This window comes from Streptomyces sp. NPDC026589 (assembly GCF_040638385.1).
In the GTDB taxonomy this organism is placed as follows: domain Bacteria; phylum Actinomycetota; class Actinomycetes; order Streptomycetales; family Streptomycetaceae; genus Streptomyces.
Window position 1 is genome coordinate 397,059 of record NZ_JBEZYG010000003.1, and the last position, 26,750, is coordinate 423,808.

23 protein-coding genes are annotated in these 26,750 nt (G+C 71.9%); 17 read left to right on the forward strand and 6 right to left on the reverse strand.

Annotated elements, in window-relative coordinates; all coding sequences use genetic code 11:
- Positions 1–5: 5 nt before the first annotated feature.
- From AB0F29_RS07685 to AB0F29_RS07695, 3 genes are all read right to left on the reverse strand, one after another.
- Positions 6–2,882 carry an ABC transporter substrate-binding protein gene (locus tag AB0F29_RS07685; RefSeq protein WP_361868505.1) on the reverse strand — a complete coding sequence of 959 codons (2,877 nt, stop codon included), beginning with the start codon at positions 2,880–2,882 and terminating at the stop codon, positions 6–8.
- A 160-nt stretch (positions 2,883–3,042) separates the two neighbouring features.
- Entirely contained in the window at positions 3,043–3,861 is an 819-nt protein-coding gene (locus AB0F29_RS07690) for a DUF3097 domain-containing protein (RefSeq protein ID WP_018961219.1), read from the reverse strand.
- A 34-nt stretch (positions 3,862–3,895) separates the two neighbouring features.
- A complete protein-coding gene (locus AB0F29_RS07695) occupies positions 3,896–4,675 on the reverse strand; it encodes an MBL fold metallo-hydrolase (protein WP_361868508.1) in 780 nt (259 codons plus the stop codon).
- Between the two features lie 164 nt (positions 4,676–4,839).
- Here AB0F29_RS07695 and hrcA point away from each other — a divergent pair, with 164 nt between their 5' ends.
- The 7 genes from hrcA (at position 4,840) to AB0F29_RS07730 (ending at position 11,406) form a co-directional block, all read left to right on the forward strand.
- Entirely contained in the window at positions 4,840–5,856 is a 1,017-nt protein-coding gene (gene hrcA, locus AB0F29_RS07700) for a heat-inducible transcriptional repressor HrcA (RefSeq protein ID WP_361868511.1), read from the forward strand.
- Positions 5,857–6,996 (forward strand): molecular chaperone DnaJ, encoded by a 1,140-nt coding sequence (gene dnaJ, locus AB0F29_RS07705; protein ID WP_069754761.1) that lies wholly within the window; start codon positions 5,857–5,859, stop codon positions 6,994–6,996.
- A 132-nt stretch (positions 6,997–7,128) separates the two neighbouring features.
- Positions 7,129–8,202 (forward strand): nitronate monooxygenase, encoded by a 1,074-nt coding sequence (locus tag AB0F29_RS07710; protein WP_361868514.1) that lies wholly within the window; start codon positions 7,129–7,131, stop codon positions 8,200–8,202.
- Positions 8,199–8,945 carry a 16S rRNA (uracil(1498)-N(3))-methyltransferase gene (locus tag AB0F29_RS07715; RefSeq protein WP_361868516.1) on the forward strand — a complete coding sequence of 249 codons (747 nt, stop codon included), beginning with the start codon at positions 8,199–8,201 and terminating at the stop codon, positions 8,943–8,945. The genes AB0F29_RS07710 and AB0F29_RS07715 overlap by 4 nt, the downstream gene beginning before the upstream one ends.
- Before the next feature lie 115 nt (positions 8,946–9,060).
- The gene (locus AB0F29_RS07720) at positions 9,061–9,420 is read left to right on the forward strand and encodes a histidine triad nucleotide-binding protein (protein ID WP_361868519.1); all 360 of its coding nucleotides are present in this window, start codon (positions 9,061–9,063) and stop codon (positions 9,418–9,420) included.
- A gap of 15 nt (positions 9,421–9,435) precedes the next feature.
- The gene (locus AB0F29_RS07725; protein WP_361868522.1) at positions 9,436–10,350 is read left to right on the forward strand and encodes a ribonuclease Z; all 915 of its coding nucleotides are present in this window, start codon (positions 9,436–9,438) and stop codon (positions 10,348–10,350) included.
- Positions 10,351–10,413: 63 nt separating this feature from the next.
- The gene (locus tag AB0F29_RS07730) at positions 10,414–11,406 is read left to right on the forward strand and encodes an adenosine deaminase (RefSeq protein ID WP_361868731.1); all 993 of its coding nucleotides are present in this window, start codon (positions 10,414–10,416) and stop codon (positions 11,404–11,406) included.
- On the opposite strand, the gene AB0F29_RS07735 is transcribed toward AB0F29_RS07730, so the two are convergent.
- On the reverse strand, positions 11,370–12,731 hold the full coding sequence (locus tag AB0F29_RS07735) for an MFS transporter (protein WP_361868525.1): 1,362 nt from the start codon (positions 12,729–12,731) through the stop codon (positions 11,370–11,372). The two genes, AB0F29_RS07730 and AB0F29_RS07735, sit on opposite strands and share 37 nt — an antisense overlap.
- A 411-nt stretch (positions 12,732–13,142) precedes the next feature.
- Between AB0F29_RS07735 and AB0F29_RS07740 the strand changes: the two genes are divergently transcribed.
- The 9 genes from AB0F29_RS07740 to era all read left to right on the forward strand — a co-directional run bounded on the left by AB0F29_RS07740 (position 13,143) and on the right by era (position 23,139).
- Complete coding sequence (locus tag AB0F29_RS07740; protein ID WP_361868527.1) at positions 13,143–14,402, forward strand: PfkB family carbohydrate kinase; 1,260 nt, start codon at positions 13,143–13,145, stop codon at positions 14,400–14,402.
- Between the two features lie 142 nt (positions 14,403–14,544).
- Complete coding sequence (locus tag AB0F29_RS07745) at positions 14,545–16,683, forward strand: PhoH family protein (protein ID WP_361868530.1); 2,139 nt, start codon at positions 14,545–14,547, stop codon at positions 16,681–16,683.
- A gap of 12 nt (positions 16,684–16,695) precedes the next feature.
- Positions 16,696–17,193: an rRNA maturation RNase YbeY gene (gene ybeY / locus AB0F29_RS07750; RefSeq protein ID WP_003969265.1), complete on the forward strand. Its 498-nt coding sequence runs from the start codon at positions 16,696–16,698 to the stop codon at positions 17,191–17,193.
- Positions 17,190–18,488, forward strand: coding sequence for a hemolysin family protein (locus AB0F29_RS07755; protein WP_361868532.1), 1,299 nt, complete (start codon positions 17,190–17,192; stop codon positions 18,486–18,488). The genes ybeY and AB0F29_RS07755 overlap by 4 nt, the downstream gene beginning before the upstream one ends.
- Complete coding sequence (locus AB0F29_RS07760; RefSeq protein WP_361868535.1) at positions 18,485–18,838, forward strand: MmcQ/YjbR family DNA-binding protein; 354 nt, start codon at positions 18,485–18,487, stop codon at positions 18,836–18,838. Before AB0F29_RS07755 ends, AB0F29_RS07760 begins: the two co-directional genes overlap by 4 nt.
- 157 nt (positions 18,839–18,995) lie before the next feature.
- Positions 18,996–19,349 (forward strand): cytidine deaminase, encoded by a 354-nt coding sequence (locus tag AB0F29_RS07765; RefSeq protein ID WP_018961205.1) that lies wholly within the window; start codon positions 18,996–18,998, stop codon positions 19,347–19,349.
- A 308-nt stretch (positions 19,350–19,657) separates the two neighbouring features.
- Positions 19,658–20,992 carry a beta-xylosidase gene (locus AB0F29_RS07770; RefSeq protein ID WP_361868539.1) on the forward strand — a complete coding sequence of 445 codons (1,335 nt, stop codon included), beginning with the start codon at positions 19,658–19,660 and terminating at the stop codon, positions 20,990–20,992.
- 167 nt (positions 20,993–21,159) lie between these two features.
- A complete protein-coding gene (locus tag AB0F29_RS07775; protein WP_361868542.1) occupies positions 21,160–22,104 on the forward strand; it encodes a DUF916 domain-containing protein in 945 nt (314 codons plus the stop codon).
- A gap of 69 nt (positions 22,105–22,173) precedes the next feature.
- On the forward strand, positions 22,174–23,139 hold the full coding sequence (gene era, locus AB0F29_RS07780) for a GTPase Era (protein WP_032753421.1): 966 nt from the start codon (positions 22,174–22,176) through the stop codon (positions 23,137–23,139).
- Between the two features lie 51 nt (positions 23,140–23,190).
- On the opposite strand, the gene AB0F29_RS07785 is transcribed toward era, so the two are convergent.
- Positions 23,191–23,457 carry a protealysin inhibitor emfourin gene (locus AB0F29_RS07785; RefSeq protein WP_361868545.1) on the reverse strand — a complete coding sequence of 89 codons (267 nt, stop codon included), beginning with the start codon at positions 23,455–23,457 and terminating at the stop codon, positions 23,191–23,193.
- 95 nt (positions 23,458–23,552) lie between these two features.
- Positions 23,553–24,629: a M4 family metallopeptidase gene (locus tag AB0F29_RS07790; RefSeq protein WP_361868547.1), complete on the reverse strand. Its 1,077-nt coding sequence runs from the start codon at positions 24,627–24,629 to the stop codon at positions 23,553–23,555.
- Between the two features lie 289 nt (positions 24,630–24,918).
- Here AB0F29_RS07790 and leuA point away from each other — a divergent pair, with 289 nt between their 5' ends.
- The gene (leuA, locus tag AB0F29_RS07795) at positions 24,919–26,715 is read left to right on the forward strand and encodes a 2-isopropylmalate synthase (protein ID WP_361868550.1); all 1,797 of its coding nucleotides are present in this window, start codon (positions 24,919–24,921) and stop codon (positions 26,713–26,715) included.
- Positions 26,716–26,750: the final 35 nt, after the last annotated feature.

The following is a 26,750-nucleotide window of genomic DNA, read 5'->3' on the forward strand; positions in this document are numbered from 1 at the left end:
CCGCCTCACGGCCGGCAGTCCTTGACCGTCAGCGGGGGCGCGACCCCGGCAGGCTTGCCGCAGACCACGGTCCGATCGGCGTTCGGCTTGGGACGGACCACCTTGACGATGTTGAGGCCGTGCACGTTGTCGGAGACCGAGGACCGCGTCCGGCTGAACGAGATCGTCCCCGTCGGCATGTTGTTGAGGTCCACCGTGTGCAGGGTCGCCCAGGTCTCCGCCGCGCTCCGGCGCTTGTCGCCGCGGGCCGCCGCGTCGTACAGGGCGGCCGTCGCGCTGTAGGAGATGACGGTCTGCCCGCTGGCGAACAGGCCGTCCTCGTACGCCGCACCCCCCGACGCCAGCGCGGTGACCTCCCCCTCGGGGTGCAGCGCCCGCAGCGTGCGGTACGCGTCCCCGTAGAAACCGAGGTTCTTTCCCCGGTCCAGCGGAGCGAGCGAGCTGTGGTAGAGCGTGACGTTGGCCGCGATGGACGTGCTGGCGTCGAACGTCCCCTTCGTCAGATCGTCCCCGGTGAACACCGTCATCCGACGGTCCGAGCACCCGGTGGTCACCGACAGGCCCCGCATCAGCGTCGGTACGTCCTCGACCCGCCCCGCGAAGTACAGCGCGTCGGGGACCCGCTCGGCCCGGCAGATGGTCGTCAGCGGGGCGTTCAGGCTCGCCCCGCCCGGCAGGTCGTACGGCACGTCCTTGCCCAGATCGAAGCCCGCGTCGTGCAGCATCTGCCGGCCCGCGTCCCGCTGCTCGGCGGTGTACCGGTCCAGGTCCCCGTTGCGGTCCTCGCGCGACAGCACGAGCGCGTGCGGACGGTCGAGGTCCTTCGCGATCTGCCGGGCGACCAGCCCCAGCGTGTGCGTCTGCTCCTCGTCCGTCGCCGCGAGGCCGAAGTAGTTGGGGAACTCCCGGGGCAGGTCGCTGCTGGAGTTCGTCGTGTTCACCACCGGCAGCCCGGCCTCGCGCAGCAGCTTCACCGCGTCGTCGCTCTCGTCGGTGTTGCGGCCGAGACCGACCACCCCGACCACCGTCGGATCCCGCCGGGCCACCTCGATGATCTTCCGCACGGCGGTGAGCTGCCGCAGCATGTCCTCGCCGCCGTTCGCGGTCAGCACCCGCAGCTTCACCGACCGGCGCACGGTCTTGTTCACCTCCCGCTGGTGGAGATAGACGCCGGTCAGCTCCTCCAGGCCCTTGCGGGTCTCCTCCCGCTCCTTCCCCGTGGCGGTGAGCGGACCGGCGTACACGACCGTCACGTACGTGTCGCCCGGTTCGATGTCGTCGTTCTCGTCCCGGATCGCCTGCTCGATCCGCTCGAAGGTGATGCCCTCCCCGGCCCCGTTCAGATCCAGGTCGTTGCCCCGCGCGAAGCGCACCTCGGGGGCGGTCGCCACCCCCACGCACTCCCGGTCGTCCCCCTTCCCGGCCCAGATCGCGTCCGTGTTCCGGTCGGTCAGCGGCCCGTGGCAGTACGTGTCGCGCCAGTGCCCGGCCCACAGGAACGCCCCCAGCAGACTGCCCACGACGAGCACGGCGATGCTCGCCCGCGACATCACCCACCACGCCCAGGTCCGCCGCACCCGGTGGGTGACGAGCTGCGCGTGCGCGTGCTCGTGGGTCAGCTTCTCGGTGGACAGCGGCAGCAGCAGCACCCACGCCAGGGTCGCCGCCGCCCCCGGCGACTGGCCCAGACTCAGATCGTCGACCCAGCGCTCGTAGCGGGCCCGCGCCCCGGACGAACCGGACGGCGCACCGGACCCCGGCCGCTCCGGGGGCAGCGGCGGCGTGTGCCGCATGATCTCGGGGGCCTGGAGCGAGGCGAGCAGCAGCAGCGGATCCACCTCGCTGCGCCGCGACCGTACGCTGTTGATCGCGTTGATCAGCAGGATGCCGCCGTTGTCCTGGGTCGCCCGGGGCAAGAACACCACCGGCGGGACCGTGCGCTTGCTGCGCCGCCAGTCCAGGGAGTGCGGGCGGTAGTTGTGCCGCAGATCCTCCAGCAGCGCCTGCACCCGCAGCTCCAGATGGAACTGGCGCGCGTACTCGTCGCCCGCCCCCGCGTCCGCCACCCGCTCCGCGACCGCCGCCGCCCGCGCCCGGATCACCCGCCACGAACCGCTCGGCGACAGCCACGACCAGCCGTCCGACGGATAGCCGGTGCTGGAGGCGGCCAGGGACGAGGTGGTGGCGAACCACCGGCTGGCCCGGCGCACCCACAGCAGCGGCGGCGCGGCCCGGCTCGCCAGGCCCACCACGGCGAGCCCGATCAGCGCGACGGCCGCCACCAGGGCCGTCAGCAGCCAGCCGATCTCCCCGAGCAACACGCTGAGCAGGGCGATGAAGAGCGCGCCGACGAACGTCTCGGGCCGCACCGACTGCCGCAGCGAGGCCCACCGGGTGCCCCCGCGCGGCCGGCCGGACCGCCAGCGCAGCCGGCTCAGCTGCTCCAGGATCCGTTCCTCGCGCACCTCGGAGGTGTTCCCGTCGGACTGCTCGACCACCGTCGCGGTGGCCTGCTCGATCGCCCCGAGCAGCCGGGAGCGGGGAAAGGAGAAGGTCTTGTACTGGGTGTTCTCGCGGGTCTCCCACGGCTTCTCGGAGAGCGTGCGCACCATGGCGAGCGCCGCCTCGTACGGGGTCGCCCCCTCGCCGTCCAGCAGCCGCACCGGCACCCGGCGCAACTCGTTGGCCCGGTGCACCTGATGCACGAGCTGCTCCACCCGCGCGTCGATCTCCGGCCCGGCCCCGGCGTCCGCCGCCTGGACCACCACGAGCGGCATCACCGGCCGGTTGACCCGGTACCGGTCGATCAGCTGCTGTATCAGATGGAAGACGGCCGAGGCCGCCTCGTTGTCCGCACTGTCCCGCCAGACCTCGCGCGCCATCGGTACCCGCCCTTCCCCCGTGAGCCCTTCGGCCCGTGAACCGCCTGCCCGTTCCTCCACCTCAATAACCGATGGTGCGTGTGGGACGCAGGCATTCATAGGGATCGGCACGAGATCCTCTGCGACAGTCCTGCAACAGGTCGGAATCAGGCTCCGGACATCAGTCCGGAAGGGTGACGAAGTCGATCAATTCCTCTACCCGGCCCAGCAGTTGGGGTTCAAGATCCTTGTAGCTGCGGACCTTGGACAGGATGTGCTGCCAGGCCGCCCCGGTGTTCTGGGGCCATCCCAGCGCCCGGCACACGCCCGTCTTCCAGTCCTGCCCCCTCGGCACCACCGGCCACGCGTCGATCCCCACGGAGGACGGCTTCACCGCCTCCCACACGTCGATGTACGGGTGCCCCACCACCAGCACATGGTCCCCGGTCACCCGCTCGGCGATCCGGGACTCCTTGGAGCCGGGCACCAGGTGATCCACCAGCACCCCCAGCCGGGCGTCCGGCCCCGGAGCGAACTCCCCGACGATCGCCGGCAGGTCGTCCACCCCCTCCAGGTACTCCACGACCACGCCCTCGATGCGCAGGTCGTCACCCCACACCCGCTCCACCAGCTCCGCGTCGTGCCGGCCCTCCACATAGATCCGCCCGGCCCGCGCCACCCGGGCCCGCGCCCCGGGCACCGCCACCGAACCGGAGGCCGTACGGGTGGGACGCACCGGGCCGCCCGGGCCCGGGCGCACCAGCGTGACGACCCTGCCCTCCAGCAGGAAGCCGCGCGGCTCCATCGGGAACACCCGGTGCTTGCCGAAGCGGTCCTCCAGGGTCACCGTCGGCCCCTGGGCCGTCTTCTCGCAGCGGATCACCGCCCCGCAGAAGCCGGTGGAGACCTCCTCCACGACCAGATCGGGCTCGGCGGGCACCTCGGGCACGGGGGCGGACCTCTTCCACGGCGGGGTCAGGTCCGGCTGGTAGCTGCGCATGGCACGACGATATTCGCCGTACCCGCGTCAGGGCTCATCCCACGTCGAGTCCGGCGTTGACGTCCACGCCGGGTCCCGCGTCGAGGTCCACGTCGAAGCGCTCCGCCAGCGACGCCCGCTGCGCCCGCACGAACGCCGCGTCCACCACCGCCCCGTGCCCCGGCACGTACAGCGCACCCTCGCCGCCCAGCGCCAGCAGCCGCTCCAGCGCGGCCGGCCAGAGCGAGGTGATCGCGTCCCGGCCCGCCTGCGGCTCGCCCGATTCCTCGACCAGATCACCGCAGAACACCACCGGAGGCTCACCGCCCGTGCCCGGCACCAGCGCCGCGAGGTCATGGCCGCTGTGCCCGGGGCCCACGTTCGCCAGCAGCACCTGACGGCCGCCGCCCAGGTCCAGCGTCCAGTCGCCGCACACCTCGTGGTGCGGGACCACCAGCGTGTCCGCCGACCGGGCCGCCTCGCCCTCCGGCACCCCGTGGCGCACAGCCGAGGCGCACAGGCTCTCCGCCCCGCCGCGCAGCAGCGCCGCGACGCCCACCGCCCCGTACACCTGGGCACCGGCGAACGCGGCGGTGCCCAGCACATGATCGAAGTGCGGGTGGCTCAGTGCGATATGCGTCACCCTCCGCCCGAGCAGCGCCTCGGCCTGCCGCCGCAGCTCGACCCCCTCGCGCAGCGTGGCGCCGGTGTCGTACAGCAACGCGCCGTCCTCCCCGGCGACCAGCGCGGCGGTGGCGTCCCAGCCGGGGAGGCGCCGCCTGCCGATACCGTTGCCCAACCGCTCCCAGCCGAAGTCTTCCCAAGCGACGTCCATACCAGGACGCTATCGGCAACGACCTGCGCGGTCTCGTGGAGGCGTGGCCGGTCGCCCTTGCCCCCGCCCCACCCCACCCCCGTACACTGACCACGGGGATTGCTGGCACTCGAACGCACCGAGTGCCAGACAGACACCGAGAGACACAGCTGGAGGTGTGCGCGATGCTCAGCGAACGCAGACTCGAAGTGCTGCGCGCCATCGTCCAGGACTACGTCGGCACCGAGGAGCCCGTCGGCTCCAAGGCGCTGACCGAGCGGCACCGGCTGGGGGTCTCCCCGGCCACCGTCCGCAACGACATGGCGGTGCTGGAGGACGAGGGCTTCATCGCCCAGCCGCACACGAGCGCGGGACGCATCCCGACCGACAAGGGGTACCGCCTCTTCGTCGACCGGCTCGCGGGCGTCAAGCCGCTCTCCTCGCCCGAGCGCCGGGCCATCCAGAACTTCCTCGACGGCGCGGTCGACCTCGACGACGTGGTCGGCCGGACGGTGCGGCTGCTCGCGCAGCTGACCCGGCAGGTCGCCGTCGTGCAGTACCCCTCGCTGACCCGCTCGACGGTGCGGCACGTGGAACTGCTGGCGCTCGCCCCCGCCCGGCTGATGCTCGTCCTGATCACGGACACGGGCCGGGTCGAACAGCGTATGATCGACTGCCCTGCGCCCTTCGGCGAGGCATCGCTCGCGGATCTGCGGGCCCGGCTCAACAGCCGGGTCGTCGGACGCCGCTTCGCGGATGTCCCGCAACTGGTGCAGGAGCTGCCGGAATCCTTCGACAGCGAGGACCGCGGGACGGTTTCCACGGTCCTTTCCACCCTCCTCGAAACACTGGTCGAGGAGACGGAGGAGCGGCTGATGATCGGCGGCACCTCCAACCTCACCCGCTTCGGACACGACTTCCCGGTGATGATCCGGCCGGTGCTGGAAGCACTGGAGGAACAGGTCGTCCTGCTGAAGCTGCTCGGTGAGGCCACGGACTCCGGCATGACCGTACGGATCGGGCACGAGAACGCCCACGAGGGGCTCAACTCCACGTCCGTCGTCGCGGTCGGCTACGGTTCGGGCGACGAGGCAGTCGCCAAACTCGGCGTGGTCGGACCGACCCGCATGGACTACCCCGGAACGATGGGAGCGGTACGCGCAGTGGCACGTTACGTCGGACAGATCCTGGCGGAGTCGTAAGTGGCCACGGACTACTACGCCGTACTCGGCGTGCGCCGCGACGCATCTCAGGACGAGATCAAGAAGGCATTCCGTCGGCTCGCACGCGAGCTGCACCCGGATGTCAACCCGGACCCGAAGACCCAGGAGCGGTTCAAGGAGATCAACGCCGCTTACGAGGTGCTCTCGGACCCGCAGAAGAAGCAGGTCTACGACCTCGGCGGCGACCCCCTCTCCGCCAGTGGCGGCGGCGGTGGCGCGGGCGGTTTCGGAGCCGGCGGCTTCGGTAACTTCTCCGACATCATGGACGCGTTCTTCGGCAACGCCGCGCAGCGCGGGCCCCGTTCGCGGACCCGGCGGGGCCAGGACGCCATGATCCGGCTGGAGATCGACCTCAACGAGGCGGCCTTCGGCACCACCAAGGACATCCAGGTCGACACGGCCGTCGTCTGCAACACCTGCAGCGGCGAGGGCGCGGCCCCCGGCACTTCCGCCCAGACCTGTGACATGTGTCGCGGCCGCGGCGAGGTCTCGCAGGTCACCCGGTCCTTCCTGGGCCAGGTCATGACCTCGCGGCCCTGCCCGCAGTGCCAGGGTTTCGGCACCGTCGTGCCCACCCCGTGCCCGGAGTGCGCCGGCGACGGCCGCATCCGCTCGCGGCGCACCCTGACCGTGAAGATCCCCGCGGGCGTCGACAACGGCACCCGTATCCAGCTCGCCGGCGAGGGCGAGGTCGGCCCCGGCGGCGGCCCGCCCGGCGATCTGTACGTGGAGATCCATGAGCTGCCGCACGCCGTGTTCCAGCGGCGCGGCGACGATCTGCACTGCACGGTCACCGTCCCCATGACGGCCGCGGCCCTCGGCACCAAGTGTCCGCTGGAGACCCTGGACGGCCTGGAGGACATCGACATCAGGCCCGGCACCCAGTCCGGCCAGTCCGTGCCCCTGCACGGGCGCGGCATCACGCATCTGCGCGGCGGCGGCCGGGGCGACCTGATCGTGCACGTCGAGGTGATGACCCCGTCCAAGCTCGACGCGGAACAGGAGCGGCTGCTGCGGGAGCTGTCCAAGCTGCGCGGCGAGGAACGGCCCCTCGGCCAGTTTCAGCCAGGTCAGCAAGGGCTCTTCTCCCGGCTGAAGGACGCGTTCAACGGCCGCTGAACCGCTTTCCGCCTTTCACCGCACCGCCCGCCGGTCCCGAACCGGCGGGCGGTGCGGCGTACGGCGGCAGAACCGGTCACGCCGTCGCTGGCTGATTCGGCCCCGTTGCACAGGACATGGCACGATGCGGTCATGTCCTCCGAGTTGACCGATCTCTGCCGGTATCCGATCGTGCAGGCCCCCATGGCGGGCGGCACGTCCGGACCCCAGCTCGCCGGGGCCGTCGCCGAAGCCGGCGGGCTCGGATTCCTGGCCGCCGGGTACAAAACGGCGGACGGCATGTACAACGAGATCAAACAGCTGCGCCGGCTCACCGGCGGGCCGTTCGGCGTCAACCTCTTCATGCCGCAGCCCGCGCTCGCCGACCCCAGCGCCGTCGAGGTCTACCGCCACCAGCTCGCCGGTGAGGCCGCCTGGTACGAGACCCCGCTCGGCGACCCGGACAGCAGCGGCGACGACGGCTACGAGGCGAAGGTCGCGATCCTGCTGGAGGACCCCGTTCCGGTGGTCTCCTTCACCTTCGGCTGCCCCACCCGCGACACCCTGGACGCCTTCGCCAGGGCCGGGACGCACACCATCGTCACGGTCACCTCCGCCGAGGAGGCCCAGAGTGCCCAGTGGGCGGGCGCCGACACCGTCTGCGTCCAGGGCGTCGAGGCGGGCGGCCACCAGTCCACCCACCGCGACGACCCGCAGCTCGACCAGACCGGCACCGGTCTGCTCTCCCTCATCACCCAGGTCCGCGAGACCGTGCAGATCCCGATCATCGCCACCGGCGGCCTGATGCGCGGCGCGCAGATCGCCGCCGTCCTCGCGGCGGGCGCGGACGCCGCCCAGCTCGGCACCGCCTTCCTGGTCTGCCCCGAGTCCGGGGCGCACCCGCTGCACAAGCAGGCCCTGACCAACCCGCTGTTCGTCCGCACCGAGCTGACCCGTGCCTTCTCCGGGCGGCCCGCCCGCGGCCTGGTCAACCGCTTCGTCCGCGAACACGGCCCCTACGCCCCCGCCGCCTACCCCCAGGTCCACTACGTCACCAGCGGGCTGCGCCTGGCCGCCGCCAAGTCCGGCGACGCCCAGGGCATGGCCCTGTGGGCCGGACAGGGCCACCGGATGGCCCGGGAACTGCCCGTCGGCGAGCTCATCGAGCTGCTCGCCGCCGAACTGGAGGCCGCCCGGTCGGCCCTGAGCATGAGGAGCCCCCGGTGACCGCACCGGTCTTCGTCGTCGAACGGATGCCCACCGGGCCGGAGTTCGTCCTGGACGGACCCGAAGGACGGCACGCCGTCTCCGTGAAGCGGCTCCACCCCGGCGAGGACGTCGTCCTCACCGACGGGCTCGGCCACTGGGCGGAGGGCGTCGTCCACGCCGCCGAGGGCAAGGACCGGCTCACGGTCAACGGCCTCGACACGATCCACGAGGAGCCCGCGCCCGCCCCGCGCATCACCGTCGTCCAGGCGCTCCCCAAGGGCGACCGGGGCGAGCTGGCGGTCGAGACGATGACCGAGACCGGCGTCGACGCGATCGTGCCCTGGCAGGCGGCCCGCTGCATCACCCAGTGGAAGGGCGACCGGGGAGCCAAGGCCCTGACGAAGTGGCGCGGCACCGCACGGGAAGCGGGCAAGCAGTCCCGCCGGGTGCGCTTCCCCGAGGTGGCCGAGGCCATGACGACCAAGCAGGTCGCCGCCCTCCTCGCCGCCGCCGACTTCGCCGGGGTCCTCCACGAGGACCGCGACCACGACAGCACCCCCCTCGCCACCGCCGGACTCCCCGCCGCCGGCAGCATCGTGCTCGTCGTCGGACCGGAGGGCGGCGTCTCCCCGCAGGAGCTGACCGCCTTCGCCGAGGCGGGCGCCCGCCCCTACCGGCTCGGCCGCAGCGTCCTGCGCACCTCCACCGCCGGGACCGCCGCGACCGCGCTGCTGCTGGGGCGTACGGGGCGCTGGGGCTGAACACGGTCCCGAGGGCCGGGGATAGCATGCCCCTGTACTGATCACCTGATCACTTGTACCGACTCACCAGTGATCACCTGTACCGACTCACCAGCGAACGAGGAGGCCCGGCGCCATGGCGGGAGAGCCGCAGTCCGACTGCCTGTTCTGCAAGATCGTCTCGGGAGACATCCCGGCGACCATCGTCCGCGAGAGCGAGACCACCGTCGCCTTCCGCGACATCAACCCGCAGGCCCCGACCCACGTCCTGGTCATCCCGAAGGCCCACTACCCGGACGCCGCCTCCCTCGCCGCCGCGGAACCGCTCATCGCCGCGGACGTCCTGCGCGAGGCCGGGGAGGTCGCCGCCGAGGAGAAGGTCGACGGCAGCGGCTACCGGATCATTTTCAACACGGGCTCCGGCGCCGGCCAGACCGTCTTCCACGCCCACGCGCATGTCCTGGGCGGCCGCGGCCTCCAGTGGCCCCCCGGATAACGGAGCCCCCCGACCATGTCCGTACGCGAGCTGGTGGTGCTCGGCACCGCCAGCCAGGTCCCGACCCGGCACCGCAACCACAACGGCTATCTGCTGCGCTGGGACGGCGAGGGCATCCTCTTCGACCCGGGCGAGGGCACCCAGCGGCAGATGCTGCGGGCCGGGGTCGCCGCGCACGACATCGACCGGATCTGCGTCACCCACTTCCACGGCGACCACTCCCTCGGGCTCGCCGGGGTGATCCAGCGGATCAACCTCGACCAGGTGCCGCACCCGGTGACCGCGCACTACCCGGCGAGCGGGCAGCACTTCTTCGACCGGCTGCGGTACGCCACCGCCTACCGCGAGACCGTCGAGCTGAACCAGGCCCCGGTCGTCGGGACCGGCGGAGTCCTCGCCACCACCCCCGCGTACACCCTGGACAGCGCGAAGCTCTCGCACCCCGTCGAGTCGTACGGCTACCGCCTCACCGAGCCCGACACCCGGCGCATGCTGCCCGCCCTGCTGAAGGAACACTCCATCGCCGGACCGGACGTGGGCCGCCTCCAGCGCGACGGCGTCCTCGGCGGCGTCACGCTGGAGCAGGTCTCCGAGGAGCGGCGCGGGCAGCGGTTCGCGTTCGTTATGGACACCCGGCTCTGCGACGGGGTGTACGCGCTCGCCGAGGGCTGCGACCTGCTCGTCATCGAGTCGACCTTCCTCGACGAGGACGAGAAGCTGGCCGTCGACCACGGGCACCTGACCGCCGGACAGGCCGCCCGGGTGGCGAAGGAGTCGGGCGTCCGCCACCTCGTGCTCACCCACTTCTCCCAGCGCTACGGCGACCCGCGGCTCTTCGAGACCCAGGCCCGCGCCGCCGGGTTCGACGGCGAACTCACCGTCGCCCAGGACCTGACCCGGGTCCCGGTCCCCACCCGCCATCACTCCTGATCCGCCACCACCTCTGATCCGCCACCGCCTCTGATCCGACCCCACCCCTGTTTGCGAGACACCGTGCACCTCCCCAAGGCAGAACTCCACCTCCACATCGAAGGAACCCTCGAACCCGAGCTGGCCTTCGCCCTCGCGGAGCGCAACGAGGTGGCCCTGCCCTACGCCTCCACCGACGAACTGCGCGCCGCCTACCGGTTCGAGGACCTCCAGTCCTTCCTCGACCTGTACTACGCGCTGATGGCCGTCCTGCGCACCGAGGACGACTTCGCCGAACTCGTCGACGCCTACCTCGCCCGCGCCGCCGCCCAGGGCGTCCGGCACGCCGAGATCTTCTTCGACCCGCAGGCCCACACCGCCCGGGGCGTCCCGATCGGCACCGTCATCGAGGGGATCGGCCGGGCGCTGGAGCGCAGCGAGGAGACCCACGGGGTCTCCACCCAGCTGATCATGTGCTTCCTGCGCGACCTGTCCGCCGAATCGGCCCTCGGCACCCTGGACGCGGCCAAGCCGTACCTGCACCGGATCAGCGCGATCGGCCTGGACTCCGCCGAGGTCGGCCACCCGCCCGCCAAGTTCCGCGAGGTCTACGAGGCGGCAACCGCCCTCGGCCTGCGCAAGGTGGCCCACGCGGGCGAGGAGGGCCCGCCGGAGTACATCAGGGAGGCCCTGGACGTCCTCGGTGTCGAGCGCATCGACCACGGACTGCGCTGCCTGGAGGACCCGGAGCTGGTGGAGCGGCTGGTCGCCGACCGGGTGCCGCTCACGCTCTGCCCGCTGTCCAACGTTCGGCTGCGCACGGTCGACACGCTCGCCGACCACCCCCTGCCGGCGATGCTGGCCGCCGGACTCCACTGCACGGTGAACTCCGACGACCCCGCCTACTTCGGCGGGTACGCCGGGGACAACTTCGACGCCGTCCGCGACGCGCTCGCCCTGGAGCCGGAGCAGCTGCGCACCCTGGCACGCAACTCCTTCGAGGCGGCCTTCCTCGACCACGACGAGGAGCGCAGGGCGCGCTACCTGTCCGAGGTCGAGGCGTACGCGTTCGACTGACCGGAACCGCCGTCCGGACCGGCCGTCCGGATCGCGCTGCGCACCAGCCGCCTGCGCCGCAGGGCCGGCACCCGCAGCTCCGTGACGGCCTGCTCGGGTGAGCCGAGCTTCGGCACCGCGCCGGACAGGCTTCCGGTGGTGGCGGCGAGCAGGGCGGCCGGGGCGCCACCGCGACGACGCACCGAGCCGGGCACCAGCGGACGGCCGCCGGTGTGCAGCGCCACGGCGGTCACCGGGGCGGCGACCAGCAGGGTGGCCGCCCCCAGGATCAGCCCCATCGTCGGATAGCCGGCCTCCGCGGAGAGCACGCTGCCCAGCAGCGGACCGCAGGCCACCCCCACGGAGGAGGCGGAGCCCGCCAGCACCGCCCAGCGGCCACGCACGTCCAGGGAGGCGGCAAGACCGATGAGGTAGGAGAGGACCACCGGGTAGAAGGTGTTCCACACGATCTCCCCGGTCGCGAACGATCCGAGATCCCGGGCCGAAGAACTGAGCACGATGCTCGCCGCGATGACCAGGGTCCCCAGCCCGATCGGCACCGCCCGGCCGAGCCGCGCGCCGAGGATCCCCGCGCCCGTCACACCGAGCAGCCCCGCGCCGAGCGCGGCGGCGAACACCGCGCCGACGGTGACCTCGGACAGCCCCACCTGGACCGCGCCGATGCGGCCGCTCACACCCCAGAGCGCGTTCTGCGCCATCGACCAGACGAGCATGCCGCCCGCCAGGACGAGACCGGAGCGGCGGTGCGGGAGCCGGCCGGTGACCGGGGAGGCCGACTCCTCCGCCGTCGTCGCCCCGCCGAGCCGGGCGGTCGCGGGCCAGACGAGCAGGGCGACCAGGGCGATCGCGGCGAACGGAAGCCGGTGGCCGCCGCCCAGGTGGGGGATGGTCAGATAGAGGACGCCCGCGGTGGCGGACACGGTGAGCAGCCCCAGCGAGGACGTCCGGTGCGGGTCGCGCCGGGCGGCGATCCCGGCCGCGGCGACCGCCGTCGCCGTGCCGGAGCCGAAGCCGCCGACGACCACGCCGAGCACCACCAGCGGCACGGACGTGGCGAGTGCGGCGCCCCCGTAACCGACGGCGGCCAGCACCAGGCCGAGGCGGGCGGGGGTGCGTGCCCCGTACCGCTCGACCCGGCCCGCCAGGGAGAAGCCGGCGCTGGCCGAGCTGAGCAGCAGGGCGCTGCCGACCAGGCCGGCCTGGGCGGGGCTCAGCCCCAGCTGGGCGCTGAGCCGGCCGACGATCGTGGGGAGCAGGTAGGAGGCGAGGTAACCGGCGGTGAACACGGCCACCAGGGGCCACGCGGCACCAGGGCGCGAGGACATGGGCGTTCCTGAAGACATGCCTGAGCAGGCAGGGGGGAGGGGGAGGGGTGGAGCGGGGCACGGCGGAGCGAGCGGCGCCTGCGAAGGCAGGCGACGGCACACGGGTACGACAGGGTTTTACAGCGGAATGCTGAGATATGCGGCTCTCGTCGGAGAAGGTCCCCGAAGGTGCTCGCGGGGCAATTTGTATCAAGCGCTTCCGGTTCCCCGGAAGCCGCCTCGCTGTGATCTGGGCCACTTATGTGTTTATGTGGGCGAACCTCGGGTATTAGCGCACGTTTATGCAGGTCAGGCGTGCTGCGAACACATGGGCGTGGACACTGTGTTCGCCCGGGCGCATCGTGCAGACTGGCCGCACCGCACACGGTCCGGATCCGGCCGAGATCCGCCGCACGACACCGGGAGCGCACGGTGAGCACAGACACTCCGGGCATCGACCCGCTGCGGGCGCTGCGCGCCCCCCGGGACCCCGCCTGCGACGTCTTCCTGACGGGCCCGGTCTTCCTCGACATCATCTTCACGGGCCTGGACAGTGCCCCCGTGCGCGGCACCGAGTCCTGGGCCCGGGGGATGGGCTCCAGCCCCGGCGGCGTCGCCAACATGGCCACCGCCCTCGCCCGCCTCGGCCTGCACACCTCCCTCGCCGCCGCTTTCGGCGACGACCACTACGGGGAGTACTGCTGGGACGCCCTCGAACAGGGCGAGGGGATCGACCTGTCGATGTCGCACACCGTCCCCGGCTGGCACTCCCCGGTCACCGTCTCGATGGCGTACGAGGGCGAGCGCACGATGGTCTCGCACGGCCACGAGGCACCGACTCCGACCGGAACGTCCACCGGCGCCTCCGCGTTCACCGGAACCGGCCTTCCCGCCGGAACCGGCCTTCCCGCCGGAACCGGCCTTCCCACCGGAACCTCCGCCCCCACCGGAACCTCCGTGTCCACGGGAGCCGGCGCCCCCACCGGACCTGGCGCCCCCACCGGAACTCCCGCCCCCGCCCCGGCCTTCCCGCACTGCCCGCCGCGTGCCCGTGCCGCCATCGCCTCGCTCACGCCGGGCCGGGGCGAGCCCTGGGTGGCCACCGCCGCCCGCGACGGCGCGCTGATCTTCGCCGACGTCGGCTGGGACGAGACCGGCCGCTGGGACCTGGACGCCCTGCCCGACCTGACGCACTGCGAGGCGTTCCTGCCCAACGCCGAGGAGGCGATGCGCTACACCCGCACCGACTGCCCGCGCGCCGCCGCCCACGCGCTCGCCGAACGCGTGCCGCTCGCCGTGGTCACCCTGGGCGCCGAGGGCGCGTACGCGGTGGACGGCCGCACCGGCGTCGCCGCGGCCGTGCCCGCCATCGAGGTGGAGGCGCTCGACCCCACCGGCGCCGGGGACGTCTTCGTCGCCGGCTTCGTGACCGGCACCCTCGCCGACTGGCCGCTCGCCGACCGGCTCGCCTTCGCCGGGCTCACCGCCGCCCTCTCGGTCCAGGAGTTCGGCGGCTCGCTCTCCGCCCCCGGCTGGGCCGAGGTCGCCGCCTGGTGGCAGCTGATCCGCACCTGCGCGCGCCAGGACCCCGCCGCCTTGGAGCGCTACGCCTTCCTGGACGACCTCCTGCCCGCCACGGCCCGTGCCTGGCCGCTGCGGCGCGCGGTGCCCACGATCGGCTTCCGCCAGTGACCGGCCTCCGGCCCGAGTCGCACACACGGGCGGTAAAAGCACTCTGCGCTGTCACCGCCAGGTCGTAGGCTTGGTGGTCCAGAGGTTGTCGAGCAGCGAGAACCCTGCAACGGGAGGTATGCGCAGGCCCGAGGGCCGGCCCATGACTCAGACACCCACACAGCCGCAGGCGCGTGCCCAGATCAGGATCCCGGCCGCACACCCCATGGTGATGCTCCTGGGATCGGGTGACTCGCTGTTGCGCGTGATCGAAGAGGCTTTCCCGGCGGCCGACATCCATGTCCGGGGCAACGAGATCAGTGCCACGGGCGAGGCCGCCGACGTCGCTCTCATCCAACGCCTGTTCGACGAGATGATGCTCGTGCTCCGCACCGGAGCGCCGATGACGGAGGACGCAGTGGAACGGTCGATCGCCATGCTCAGGGCGGCCGGCGGGGGAGAGTCCGGGGGCGAGACGCCCGCCGAGGTGCTCACGCAGAACATCCTCTCCAACCGCGGTCGCACCATCCGCCCCAAGACGCTCAACCAGAAGCGGTACGTCGACGCGATCGACGAGCACACGATCGTGTTCGGCATCGGCCCCGCCGGCACGGGCAAGACCTACCTCGCCATGGCCAAGGCCGTCCAGGCACTCCAGTCCAAGCAGGTCAGCCGGATCATCCTGACCCGGCCCGCAGTCGAGGCGGGGGAGCGGCTCGGCTTCCTGCCGGGCACCCTGTTCGACAAGATCGACCCGTATCTGCGCCCGCTCTACGACGCCCTGCACGACATGCTCGACCCCGACTCGATCCCGCGGCTGATGGCGGCGGGCACGATCGAGGTCGCGCCGCTGGCGTATATGCGGGGCAGGAGCCAACCTGTCTTCACCAACGTCCTGACGCCGGATGGGTGGCGGCCCATTGGAGACCTTCAGGTCGGCGACTTGGTCATTGGCTCGAATGGTGAACCGACTCCTGTCCTCGGCGTCTACCCGCAGGGGGAGAGGGACATCTACCGCGTCAGCGCTCAGGACGGTTCCTGGACTCTGTGCTGTGGTGAGCACCTGTGGACGGTCCGTACGGCGTCGGACAAGCGCCGGGACAAGCCGTGGCGGGTCCTGGAGACCAAGGAGATGATCGGCAACCTCCGTGCGGCGCACGCCCGCCGCTACGAGCTGCCGATGCTGACCGCACCCGTCAGCTTCCCGGAGCGCGAGGTCCCGATGGACCCGTACGCACTGGGCCTGCTGCTCGGCGACGGCTGCCTCACCGGCTCCACCACACCGTCGTTCGCCACCGCCGACCAGGAGCTTGCCGAAGCCCTGCAAGGAGCGCTCACAGGCGTCACCCTGCGGCACAAGGGCGGGCCGGACTACGTGCTGAACCGCACCAAGGCGCCGGGCGATGTGGTGACCCTGGAGAACCCGGTCACCGCCATCCTGCGCCAGTTGGACCTTCTCGGGACCCGGTCCCACTCGAAGTTCGTTCCGGACGACTATCTGCGTAATTCCGCCGAAGTCCGCCTCGGGGTGCTCCAGGGTCTTCTGGATGCCGACGGCGGTCCGGTCCCCCAGTCGGACCGCACCTGCCGCGTCCAGTACTCGACCGCTTCGATCGTCCTGCGCGACGATGTGATCGCGCTGGTGCAGTCGCTCGGAGGAGTGGCGTACACCCGCCGTCGGGCGGCGGAAGGGCGGGCACCGGGCCTGGCCAAGGGGAGGCCGGTCCACCACCGCTACGACGCCCACGTCGTCGACATCCGGCTTCCCGAGGGCATCGAGCCCTTCCGTCTCGCCCGCAAGGCCGAGAAGTACCACGCGGCCGGCGGCGGCGGACGCCCGATGCGGTTCATCGACAGCATCGAGCCGGCGGGCCGGGAAGAGGCGGTCTGCATCCAGGTGGCGGCCGAGGACTCGCTCTACGTCACGCAGGACTACCTGCTGACGCACAACACGCTCAATGACGCGTTCATCATCCTCGACGAGGCGCAGAACACCAGCGCCGAGCAGATGAAAATGTTCCTCACCCGCCTCGGCTTCGACTCCAAGATCGTCATCACGGGTGACGTCACCCAGGTCGACCTGCCGAGCGGTACCAAGAGCGGGCTTCGGCAGGTCCAGGACATCCTGGAGGGCCTGGACGACGTGCACTTCTCCCGGCTCACCTCCCAGGATGTCGTCCGGCACAAGCTCGTCGGCCGTATCGTCGACGCGTACGAGAAGTACGACAGCCGAAACGGTCAGCAGGACGGTCAGGCGGAAGGCCGCGAAGACGGCCGACGCGACCGCCGTAAAGGGAAGTAGTCGCAGCGCACCATGTCGATCGACGTCAACAACGAGTCCGGAACCGAGGTCGACGAGCAGGCGATCCTCGACATCGCCCGCTACGCACTGGCCCGGATGCGGATCCACCCGCTGTCCGAGCTCTCGGTGATCGTGGTGGACACCGACGCCATGGAGCAGCTGCACATCCAGTGGATGGACCTCCCCGGTCCGACCGATGTCATGTCCTTCCCGATGGACGAGCTCCGTCCGCCGGCCAAGGACGACGAGGAGCCCCCGCAGGGGCTCCTCGGTGACATCGTGCTCTGCCCGGAGGTGGCGAAGAAACAGGGCGAAGAGGCCCCGACGCAGCACTCCATGGACGAGGAGCTCCAGCTCCTGACCGTCCACGGAGTGCTGCACCTGCTGGGGTACGACCACGAGGAGCCGGACGAGAAGGCCGAGATGTTCGGCCTCCAGGCCGCCATCGTGGACGGCTGGCGCGGGGAGCACGGGCTCACCGGCGCGTCCCCCGCCCCCACCGTCTCGTGAGCGCGCCCCTGATCATCGGGGCCGTGCTGCTGGTCGTCGGCGGCTGGCTGGCCGCCTGCGCGGAGGCCGGTATCGCCCGCACCTCCAGCTTCCGGGCGGACGAGGCGGTCCGGTCCGGCCGGCGCGGCAGCGCGAAGCTGGCGCAGATCGCGGCCGACCCGACCCGCTATCTCAACGTCGCCCTGCTGGTGCGGGTCGCCTGCGAGATGTCCGCCGGGGTCCTCGTCACCTACGCCTGCCTCCAGGAGCTGCCCGAGACCTGGGAGGCGCTGGCCGTCGCGATGGGCGTGATGGTGCTCGTCAGCTACGTCGCCATCGGCGTCTCGCCGCGCACCATCGGCCGCCAGCACCCGCTGAACACGGCCACGGCATCCGCGTACGTCCTGGTGCCGCTGGCCAGGATCATGGGGCCGGTCCCGCAGCTGCTGATCCTCGTCGGCAACGCGCTGACCCCCGGCAAGGGGTTCCGCAAGGGGCCGTTCGCCAGCGAGGCCGAGCTGCGCGCCATGGTCGACCTCGCCGAGGCGGAGTCGCTCATCGAGGACGACGAGCGTCGCATGGTGCACTCGGTCTTCGAGCTGGGCGACACCCTGGTCCGCGAGGTCATGGTGCCGCGCACCGACCTCGTCTCCATCGAGCGCTACAAGACGATCCGGCAGGCCCTCACCCTCGCCCTGCGCTCCGGCTTCTCCCGGATCCCGGTCACCGGCGAGAACGAGGACGACGTCGTCGGGATCGTCTACCTCAAGGACCTGGTGCGCAAGACGCACATCAACCGAGAGTCCGAGGCCGACCCGGTCTCCACCGCGATGCGCCCCGCCGCCTTCGTCCCCGACACCAAGAACGCCGGGGACCTGCTGCGCGAGATGCAGCAGGACCGCAGCCACGTCGCGGTCGTCATCGACGAGTACGGCGGCACCGCGGGCATCGTCACCATCGAGGACATCCTGGAGGAGATCGTCGGCGAGATCACCGACGAGTACGACCGGGAGCTGCCGCCCGTCCAGGAGCTGGGCGACGGCTGCTACCGGGTCACCGCCCGGCTCGACATCGGGGACCTCGGCGACCTCTTCGACCTCGACGAGTACGACGACGAGGACGTGGAGACCGTCGGCGGCCTGCTCGCCAAGGCGCTCGGCCGGGTCCCGATCGCCGGCGCGTCCGCGGCCGTCGAGCTGCCCGACGGCCGCAGGCTCCGGCTCACCGCGGAATCCCCCGCGGGCCGCCGGAACAAGATCGTCACGGTGCTCGTGGAGCCGGAGCACCAGGAGACCGAGGAGAAGGAAGCCGAATGACACCGGAGCGGCTGCGGGCCTTCTGCCTGGAGTTCAACGCGAGCGTGGAGGAGTTCCCGTTCGGCCCGGAGAGCTCCGTCTTCAAGGTGCTCGGCAAGATGTTCGCCCTCACCGCGCTGGACGGGCGGCCGCTCACCATCAACCTCAAGTGCGATCCCGACGAGGCGATCCGGCTGCGCGAGACGCACCCCGCGATCGTGCCCGGCTGGCACATGAACAAGCGCCACTGGAACACGGTCACCGTCTCCGGCGTCCCGGACCGGCTGCTGCGCGAGCTGGTCGAGGACTCCTACGACCTGGTGGTCGCCGGACTCCCGAAGGCGGAGCGGCTGCGGCTGGACCGGCCGTAGGGAACGCGTGTACGCGTACGGTGCCGGGGCGACCGACCGGTCCGGGCCGGCCGGACGCTCCCGGTGACCGGGGCGAGCTGCGCGGGCCCGCCGGGCCCTCCGTGACCCCGCCGGGGGTGACCCGCGTGGGGCTCCGCCCGCTTCGTATGCTCGTGCCATGACCGACACCACGGAGCTCGACGCCGAGGACCGCAAGATCGTCACCCTGGCGCGCAGCGCCCGTGCCCGCAACGGGGTGCCCGAGGGCGCGGCCGTACGCGACGAGACGGGACGTACGTATGTCGCGGGCACGGTGGCGCTGGATTCGCTGAAGCTCAGCGCCCTGCAGACCGCCGTCGCCATGGCGGTGGCCAGCGGCGCCACCTCGCTGGAGGCGGCCGCTGTCGTCTCCGCCGCCGAGACGCCCTCGGACGACGACCGGGCCGCGGTGCGGGACCTCGGCGGACCGGACACCCCGGTGCTGCTCGCGGGCCCGGACGGCACGCTGCGGATCCGGGTCACGGCGGGCTGACCCGGCCGTCCGACGGCAGCCGGCCCGGTGGGTGACGGCGGCCGGTCCGTGTGCGGCGGCGGCCGGTCCGGTGTGCGGCGGCGGCCGGTCCGGTGTGCGGCGGCGGGTCGAGCGGGCCCGTTCGGCCCGCGGGCCGAAGAGGGGCGCCCGCCCGGCAGCCGATCATGCCATCATCTGATGGGCCATCAGTCGCCGCGTTTCGTCTGCATTGACTTCTTTTTCGCCCGGGTCATCAATGGCCCCCTGCCGGTACGGAAGAGCCGCCGTACCGCTTTCCGCAGGAGGGCACCGAATTCATGCGACCGACCATGCGAAGATCCACCGAACCGCGGCGCCGCTGGGCCGCCGCCCTGGGCATCACCGCACTCGTCGTCACCGGGGGAGGGCTGCTCGGGGGCCCGGCGCAGGCCGCCGCGACGGCCTCCGTCGCGGTGGACTTCCCCACCCACTGCATCCCGCCGCCCATCGCGGGCATCCCGCCCATCGACGGCACCACGACCGCGCGGATCACCGTCGACAACGCGACCCCGCAGGTCGGCGACACCGTCGCCGTGACCTACACCGTGGTCGTGCCCGCCGCCAGCAACCCGGTCGACCTGGCCCTGCCCGCCGACATCATGACGCCGACCGGGAAGGTCACCCTCGGCGGTGCGCAGAGCGGCGGCGTCACCGTCGCGGGGCCCAAGAAGAACCCCCCGGTCCCCGGTAAGGGCGCCTTCCCGTCGTTCTCCATGACGGGCACGTTCACCGTCACCGCACCCGGCGCGATCACCCTGTCGCCCGGCGACTACAACATCCACACCAGCTACATCATGGAGCTGGACACCCCCTGCACGGTGACGGGCCCGCCCGCTCCCGTGTCGGAGACCGTCGTCGCCACCGGCGGCGGCCAGGCCAACGAACGTACCGTCCAGCTCTCGGCCGCCTCCGGGGCGGCGGGCGACGAGGTCACCGTCACCGGAACGGAGTTCACCCCGGGCGCGGGCATCACCGTGGCGGGCCGCGACGGCGACGCGCAGACCGGGGACACCGCCACGGCCACCGCCGACGGATCCGGGGCCTTCACCGCCCGGCTCGCCGTCAGCGACCCGGCCACCACCGGCGTCGTCGCCTACGAGGGCGGTGCCTGGGACGCGGCGAAGGGCGCCGGCCCGCTGGCGTACACCGTCACCGGGGGCGGCGAGATCCCCGACGGCAGCCAGCAGCTCACCACGACCGTCCGGGCGGGCACCCTCTCCATGACCCAGGCCGGCGACAGCGTCCAGCTGTCCGGGGTCGACTTCGGCCGGGGCGGCGCCTCCACCGGCGCCCTGCGCACGGTGACCGTCGAGGACTTCCGCGGCGGCCCCGCCGGCTGGTCCCTCACCGGTAAGGTCACCGACTTCAAGGGTCCGGGCGGGGCGCGGATCAGCGCCGACGCCCTCGACTGGACCCCGTCCTGCGCCACGAAGCCCGGCAGCCCGAGCACCTGCGCGGCCGGCAGCGCCGGATCGGTCGGCAGCGCCGGGGCCACCCTGGCGTCCACGCCCGACGGGGCGGCCACCGGAGGGGAGTTCGCCGTCGACGCGGGGCTCTCCCTGGACGTGCCCGCCTTCACCGGGGCCGGTTCCTACGCGGGAGTGCTGACCCTCACGCTCACCTGAGGTCCCGCTGCTCCACGCAGTGCCGTCCTCGCCCCCGGACGAGGTCCCGCTCCCGCCCGGGAGTGCCGGTCCTCGCCCGACGTGAGGTCCGCTCCTGATCCACCGTGGGCCGGGCGCGCACCCGGCCGGCCCACTCCACCCGGACGCGACCTTGGGGGTCCCGTACCGTGCGCAAGCTCCCCGTGCTCCTCCTGACGGCCGCCCTGCTGCTCCTCGGCACGCCCGCCGCCCACCCGGCGGACAACGGCAGCTGGTCCGTCCGGCCGGCCTCCGGCCCGTCCGGCGAACGGCCCTCCCTCTACCTCTTCGCCGCCCCGGGCACGACGCTCACCGACCGGGTCACCGTCACCAACAAGACCGCGAAGCCGCTGACCCTGCGGCTGTACGCGGCCGACGCCTACAACACCCCGCGCGACGGCGGCTTCGCGGTCCGCGACCGGAGCGAGAAGCAGCGCTCCGTCGGCGCCTGGGCCCGTACCGACCGGGACACCGTCACCGTGGGCCCCAAGGCCTCGGTCACCGTGCCCCTGACCATCACCGTTCCGGAGAACGCCGAGCCGGGCGACCACCCCGGCGCCCTGATCGCCCTGGACGAACGTGTCGAGGCCACCCGCCGCGGCGCCCTGGCCGTCGGGGTCCGCAGAGCCGTCGGCGCCCGGATCCACCTGCGGGTGAACGGGCCCACCGTCCCCGCGCTCTCCGTCGAGGACATCCGGATCGAGCAGGACCGCCCCCTGGTCCCGGGCACCGGCACGAGCCGCGCCGTCATCTCGTACACCCTGCACAACCGGGGCAACGTCACCCTCGCCCCCGCCGTCGCCCTGCGCGCCGAGGGTCTCTTCGGCCGGACCCTGCTGCAACGCGGCCTGACGAAGCTGCCCGCCGAGCTGCTGCCCCGCCAGCGGGTCCGGCTGACCGAGACCTGGGACGGGGCGCCGCAGCTGGACCGTGCCGAGGTCGTACTCACCGCCACCGCGAAGGGCACCCGGGAGTCGGCGGCCGTCACGTTCGTGGCCGTGCCGTGGCTCGTCGCCGGGGTGCTCGCCGTGCTCGTCGCCGCCGGAGGGGCCCTGTGGGAACGGGCCCGCCGACGCCGTACCCGTACGGACTGAGGCGGCCGTGACCGGTCTCGCGCGGCCCACTGTGCTCCGGCGCCGCCGGGATCGGGGAGAATGGTCGCCATGAGCGCTCGACCGAACCAAGAATCCGCTGCCGCGCAAGCGGAGACCACCTCCCCCCACCGGGCCGGCTTCGCCTGCTTCGTGGGCCGCCCCAACGCGGGCAAGTCCACCCTCACGAACGCTCTCGTCGGTCAGAAGGTGGCGATCACCTCCAACCGCCCCCAGACCACGCGGCACACGGTGCGCGGCATCGTTCACCGTGACGACGCGCAGCTGATCCTGGTCGACACCCCCGGCCTCCACAAGCCGCGCACCCTCCTGGGCGAGCGGCTCAACGACGTCGTGCGGACCACCTGGGCCGAGGTCGACGTCATCGGCTTCTGCCTGCCCGCCGACCAGAAGCTCGGCCCCGGCGACAAGTACATCGTCAAGGAGCTCGCGGGGATCAAGAAGACCCCCAAGATCGCCATCATCACCAAGACCGACCTGGTCGAGTCGAAGGCGCTGGCCGAACAGCTCCTCGCGATCTCCGCGCTCGCCGACGAGCTGGGCTTCGAGTGGGCCGAGATCATCCCGGTCTCGGCGGTCAAGGACCAGCAGGTGAGCCTGCTCGCCGACCTCATCGCCCCGCTGCTCCCCGTGAGCCCGCCGCTCTACCCGGAGGGCGACCTCACCGACGAGCCGGAGATGGTCATGGTCGCGGAGCTGATCCGCGAGGCGGCGCTGGAGGGCGTACGCGACGAGCTGCCGCACTCCATCGCGGTCGTCGTCGAGGAGATGCTGCCGCGCACGGACCGTCCGGCGGACAAGCCGCTGCTGGACATCCACGCCAACGTCTACATCGAGCGCCCCAGCCAGAAGGGCATCATCATCGGCCCGAAGGGCCAGCGGCTGAAGGACGTCGGCACCAAGTCCCGCAAGCACATCGAGGCACTGCTCGGCACGCCGGTCTTCCTGGACCTGCACGTGAAGGTCGCCAAGGACTGGCAGCGCGATCCCAAGCAGCTGCGGAAGCTGGGGTTCTAGGCCCTGATCCGCCCGACATGTCCTGGGCGGGTCCGGCAGAAGGTGCCGATCTCACGCGCCCTCCTTGAGGACGCGTGAGATCAGCGTGCGCTGTGCCCCGGTCAGATCGGGGTCAGCGCAGTACATGGTGCGGTCGCCGACGGTGATCTCGTACCGGAAGCCGTCCGGTACGCCGGTCGGCGGGGTGTCCCGCGCGGAGTCGAGCGCCTCCTCGGCGAGCGCGTGCCACTCCGCGGCGTCCGCCCGGCCCTCGGTGTCGACCTCATGGCGGCGGGCGATGCCGGCGAAGCCGCCGGTCCGGCTGACCTGAATACGCATGGGGTCCTGTCTATCGGGGGCCGCGCGGGCGCTCAACCCCGCCTGCCGGAGCGGCGGCTGTCCGCCGCCTCGTGGCCGTCTCCTCGGCGGCCGGGTCAGGCCCGGGTCGGAACGCCCACCTCCGACCAGGCCTTCAGGACCGCCTCCCGCTCCTCCGCCGCGCCGAAGCGGTCGCCCGCCGCCGCGACCGTCAGCCGGGCGAACTCCGCGAAGTCCGCGTTCGCCGTCAGCTCGCCGCCGGTCAGTACGTCGAACCAGATCTGCCCGGCACGCTCCCAGGAGTTGCCGCCGAGCGCGGTGGCCAGGAGGTGGAACGCCCGGTTGGGGATGCCGGAGTTGAGGTGGACCCCGCCGTTGTCCTCCTCCGTCTCGATGTAGTCCGCCATGGAGCCCGGCTGCGGGTCCTTGCCGAGGACGTCGTCGTCGTACGCCGTGCCCGGGGCCTTCATCGAGCGCAGCGCGTCCCCGCTGACCCGGGGCGCCAACAGGCCGGCCCCGATCAGCCAGTCGGCCTGCTCCGCGCTCTGGCCCAGCGAGTACTGCTTCACCAGCGAGCCGAAGACGTCGGACACCGACTCGTTGAGCGCGCCCGACTGGCCCTCGTAGCGAAGATTGGCGGTGTGCTGGGTCAGGCCGTGGGCCAGCTCGTGGGCGATCACGTCGACCGCGACGGTGAAGTCGAGGAAGATCTCGCCGTCGCCGTCCCCGAAGACCATCTGCTCGCCGTCGAAGAACGCGTTGTTGTACTCCTCGCCGTAGTGCACGGAGCCGATCAGCGGCAGTCCCTTGCCGTCGATCGAGCTGCGCCCGTACGCCGAGAGCAGCAGCTCGAAGGTGGCGCCGAGGCCGGCGTACGCGCGGTTGACGCTGGCGTCCGAGGTGGGCTTGTCGCCCTCGTCGCGGACCAGGCGGCCGGGCAGGGTGGTGCCGTTCCGGCAGTCGTACAGGGTGCGGTGGGGCTTGGTGGGGACCGCGCTCACGCCGGGGGTGCTCGGGACCGAGGCGAGGGCCGTCGTGCGGCGGCGGTCGCGGCGGAGGCCGTCGGCCGCCAGGGTGCGGCGGGCCGGATCGGCGAGCCGGGCGTCGGCGGACCGGGACAGGTGGTCGAGGACGTGGGGCGGAACGATGGTGCAGAAGACGGGGTGGAGATCGCCGTCGGTTCGAAGGTGCATAAAACGACTGTGGCACTCCGTCACGACTCTGTCACCGGTTGCGACGATGATTGACGAAATGGAGTGATGAGTCACTGTTTACCCGTCATCGATGCCCGGTCCCGCATACTGATACGGACCGACACCACGGGCCACACTCGGTTACGCTCGTCGCATCATGCGTTTCGGGCTGCTTCTCCTTAGCTGCCGCGGCGAGGGCCTGTAGTCGTAGGCCGACCCCCTCCCCGCGGAGTCTGGTGCTGCAGCGACACAGTCGGCCGACCCCCGCTGGACCGAGGAGCCCTACGCCATGACCACCGTGATCCCTGCCGGTAATCCCGTGAATCCCGACCGTGATTCCGTCGGCCGCCCCACCCCGATCACCAACGCGACGCAGCTCCAGAAGCCGTCCGGAATGCCGGTCCACAAGTACCGCGGCTACGAGGCCGTGGACATCGCCGACCGCACCTGGCCCGACAACCGGATCACCGTCGCGCCCCGTTGGCTGTCCACCGATCTGCGCGACGGCAACCAGGCGCTGATCGACCCGATGTCCCCGGCGCGCAAGCGCGAGATGTTCGACCTGCTGGTCGCGATGGGCTACAAGGAGATCGAGGTCGGCTTCCCGTCCTCCGGCGAGACCGACTTCAACTTCGTACGCTCCATCATCGAAGAGGGCGCGATCCCCGAGGACGTGACGATCTCCGTCCTGACGCAGGCCCGCGAGGAGCTGATCGAGCGCACCGTGGAGTCGCTGGTCGGCGCCCACCGGGCCACCGTCCACCTGTACAACGCCACCGCCCCCACCTTCCGCCGCGTCGTCTTCCGCGGCTCGCGCGACGAGGTCAAGCAGATCGCGGTGGACGGCACCCGGCTGGTCATGGAGTACGCCGAGAAGATCCTGGGCCCGGAGACGACCTTCGGCTACCAGTACAGCCCGGAGATCTTCACCGACACCGAGCTGGACTTCGCCCTGGAGGTCTGCGAGGCCGTCTGTGACGTCTGGCAGCCGGATGAGGGCCGCGAGATCATCCTCAACCTGCCCGCCACCGTGGAGCGTTCGACGCCCTCGACCCACGCGGACCGCTTCGAGTGGATGTCCCGCAACCTGACCCGCCGCGAGTTCGTCTGCCTGTCGGTCCACCCGCACAACGACCGGGGCACCGCCGTCGCCGCCGCCGAGCTGGCCATCATGGCCGGCGCCGACCGCATCGAGGGCTGCCTGTTCGGCCAGGGCGAGCGCACCGGCAACGTCGACCTGGTCACCCTGGGCATGAACCTCTTCTCCCAGGGTGTCGACCCGCAGATCGACTTCTCGCAGATCGACGAGATCCGCCGCACCAGCGAGTACTGCAACCAGATGGAGATCCACCCGCGCCACCCCTACGCGGGCGATCTGGTCTACACCGCCTTCTCCGGCTCCCACCAGGACGCCATCAAGAAGGGCTTCGACGCCATGGAGCGGGACGCCGCCGCCCAGGGGAAGACCGTCGACGACATCGAGTGGGCCGTGCCGTACCTGCCGATCGACCCGAAGGACGTCGGCCGTTCCTACGAGGCCGTCATCCGGGTCAACTCGCAGTCCGGCAAGGGCGGTATCGCCTACGTCCTGAAGAACGACCACAAGCTGGACCTGCCGCGCCGGATGCAGATCGAGTTCTCCCGGATCATTCAGGCCAAGACCGACGCCGAGGGCGGCGAGGTCACCCCGGGGCAGATCTGGACCACCTTCCAGGACGAGTACCTGCCGAACGCGGAGAACGCCTGGGGGCGCGTCCAGCTCCGCTCCGGCCAGACGACCACCGACACCGACGGCCGGGACACCCTGACCGTCGAGGCCACCGTCGACGGCACGGACACCGTGCTGAGCGGTACGGGCAACGGCCCGATCTCCGCGTTCTTCGAAGCGCTGCAGGCCATCGGCATCGACGCCCGGCTGCTGGACTACACCGAGCACACGATGAGCGAGGGCGCCAGCGCCCAGGCCGCCTCGTACATCGAGTGCGCGATCGACGGCAAGGTCCTGTGGGGCATCGGCATCGACGCCAACACCACCCGTGCCTCGCTCAAGGCGGTCGTCTCGGCGGTCAACCGCGCGGCCCGCTGACCCGACCGGCCCCTTCGCCCACCCCACGTCGTACC

Bases quoted from the DNA above. Each gene is read 5' to 3' on its own strand.
- AB0F29_RS07685 (WP_361868505.1), bottom strand. From the start codon at position 2,882: ATGGCGCGCGAGGTCTGGCGGGACAGTGCGGACAACGAGGCGGCCTCG.
- AB0F29_RS07690 (WP_018961219.1), bottom strand. From the start codon at position 3,861: ATGCGCAGCTACCAGCCGGACCTGACCCCGCCGTGGAAGAGGTCCGCC.
- AB0F29_RS07695 (WP_361868508.1), bottom strand. From the start codon at position 4,675: ATGGACGTCGCTTGGGAAGACTTCGGCTGGGAGCGGTTGGGCAACGGT.
- hrcA (WP_361868511.1), top strand. From the start codon at position 4,840: ATGCTCAGCGAACGCAGACTCGAAGTGCTGCGCGCCATCGTCCAGGAC.
- AB0F29_RS07710 (WP_361868514.1), top strand. From the start codon at position 7,129: ATGTCCTCCGAGTTGACCGATCTCTGCCGGTATCCGATCGTGCAGGCC.
- AB0F29_RS07720 (WP_361868519.1), top strand. From the start codon at position 9,061: ATGGCGGGAGAGCCGCAGTCCGACTGCCTGTTCTGCAAGATCGTCTCG.
- AB0F29_RS07725 (WP_361868522.1), top strand. From the start codon at position 9,436: ATGTCCGTACGCGAGCTGGTGGTGCTCGGCACCGCCAGCCAGGTCCCG.
- AB0F29_RS07735 (WP_361868525.1), bottom strand. From the start codon at position 12,731: ATGTCCTCGCGCCCTGGTGCCGCGTGGCCCCTGGTGGCCGTGTTCACC.
- AB0F29_RS07745 (WP_361868530.1), top strand. From the start codon at position 14,545: ATGACTCAGACACCCACACAGCCGCAGGCGCGTGCCCAGATCAGGATC.
- ybeY (WP_003969265.1), top strand. From the start codon at position 16,696: ATGTCGATCGACGTCAACAACGAGTCCGGAACCGAGGTCGACGAGCAG.
- AB0F29_RS07760 (WP_361868535.1), top strand. From the start codon at position 18,485: ATGACACCGGAGCGGCTGCGGGCCTTCTGCCTGGAGTTCAACGCGAGC.
- AB0F29_RS07765 (WP_018961205.1), top strand. From the start codon at position 18,996: ATGACCGACACCACGGAGCTCGACGCCGAGGACCGCAAGATCGTCACC.
- AB0F29_RS07770 (WP_361868539.1), top strand. From the start codon at position 19,658: ATGCGAAGATCCACCGAACCGCGGCGCCGCTGGGCCGCCGCCCTGGGC.
- era (WP_032753421.1), top strand. From the start codon at position 22,174: ATGAGCGCTCGACCGAACCAAGAATCCGCTGCCGCGCAAGCGGAGACC.
- AB0F29_RS07785 (WP_361868545.1), bottom strand. From the start codon at position 23,457: ATGCGTATTCAGGTCAGCCGGACCGGCGGCTTCGCCGGCATCGCCCGC.
- AB0F29_RS07790 (WP_361868547.1), bottom strand. From the start codon at position 24,629: ATGCACCTTCGAACCGACGGCGATCTCCACCCCGTCTTCTGCACCATC.
- leuA (WP_361868550.1), top strand. From the start codon at position 24,919: ATGACCACCGTGATCCCTGCCGGTAATCCCGTGAATCCCGACCGTGAT.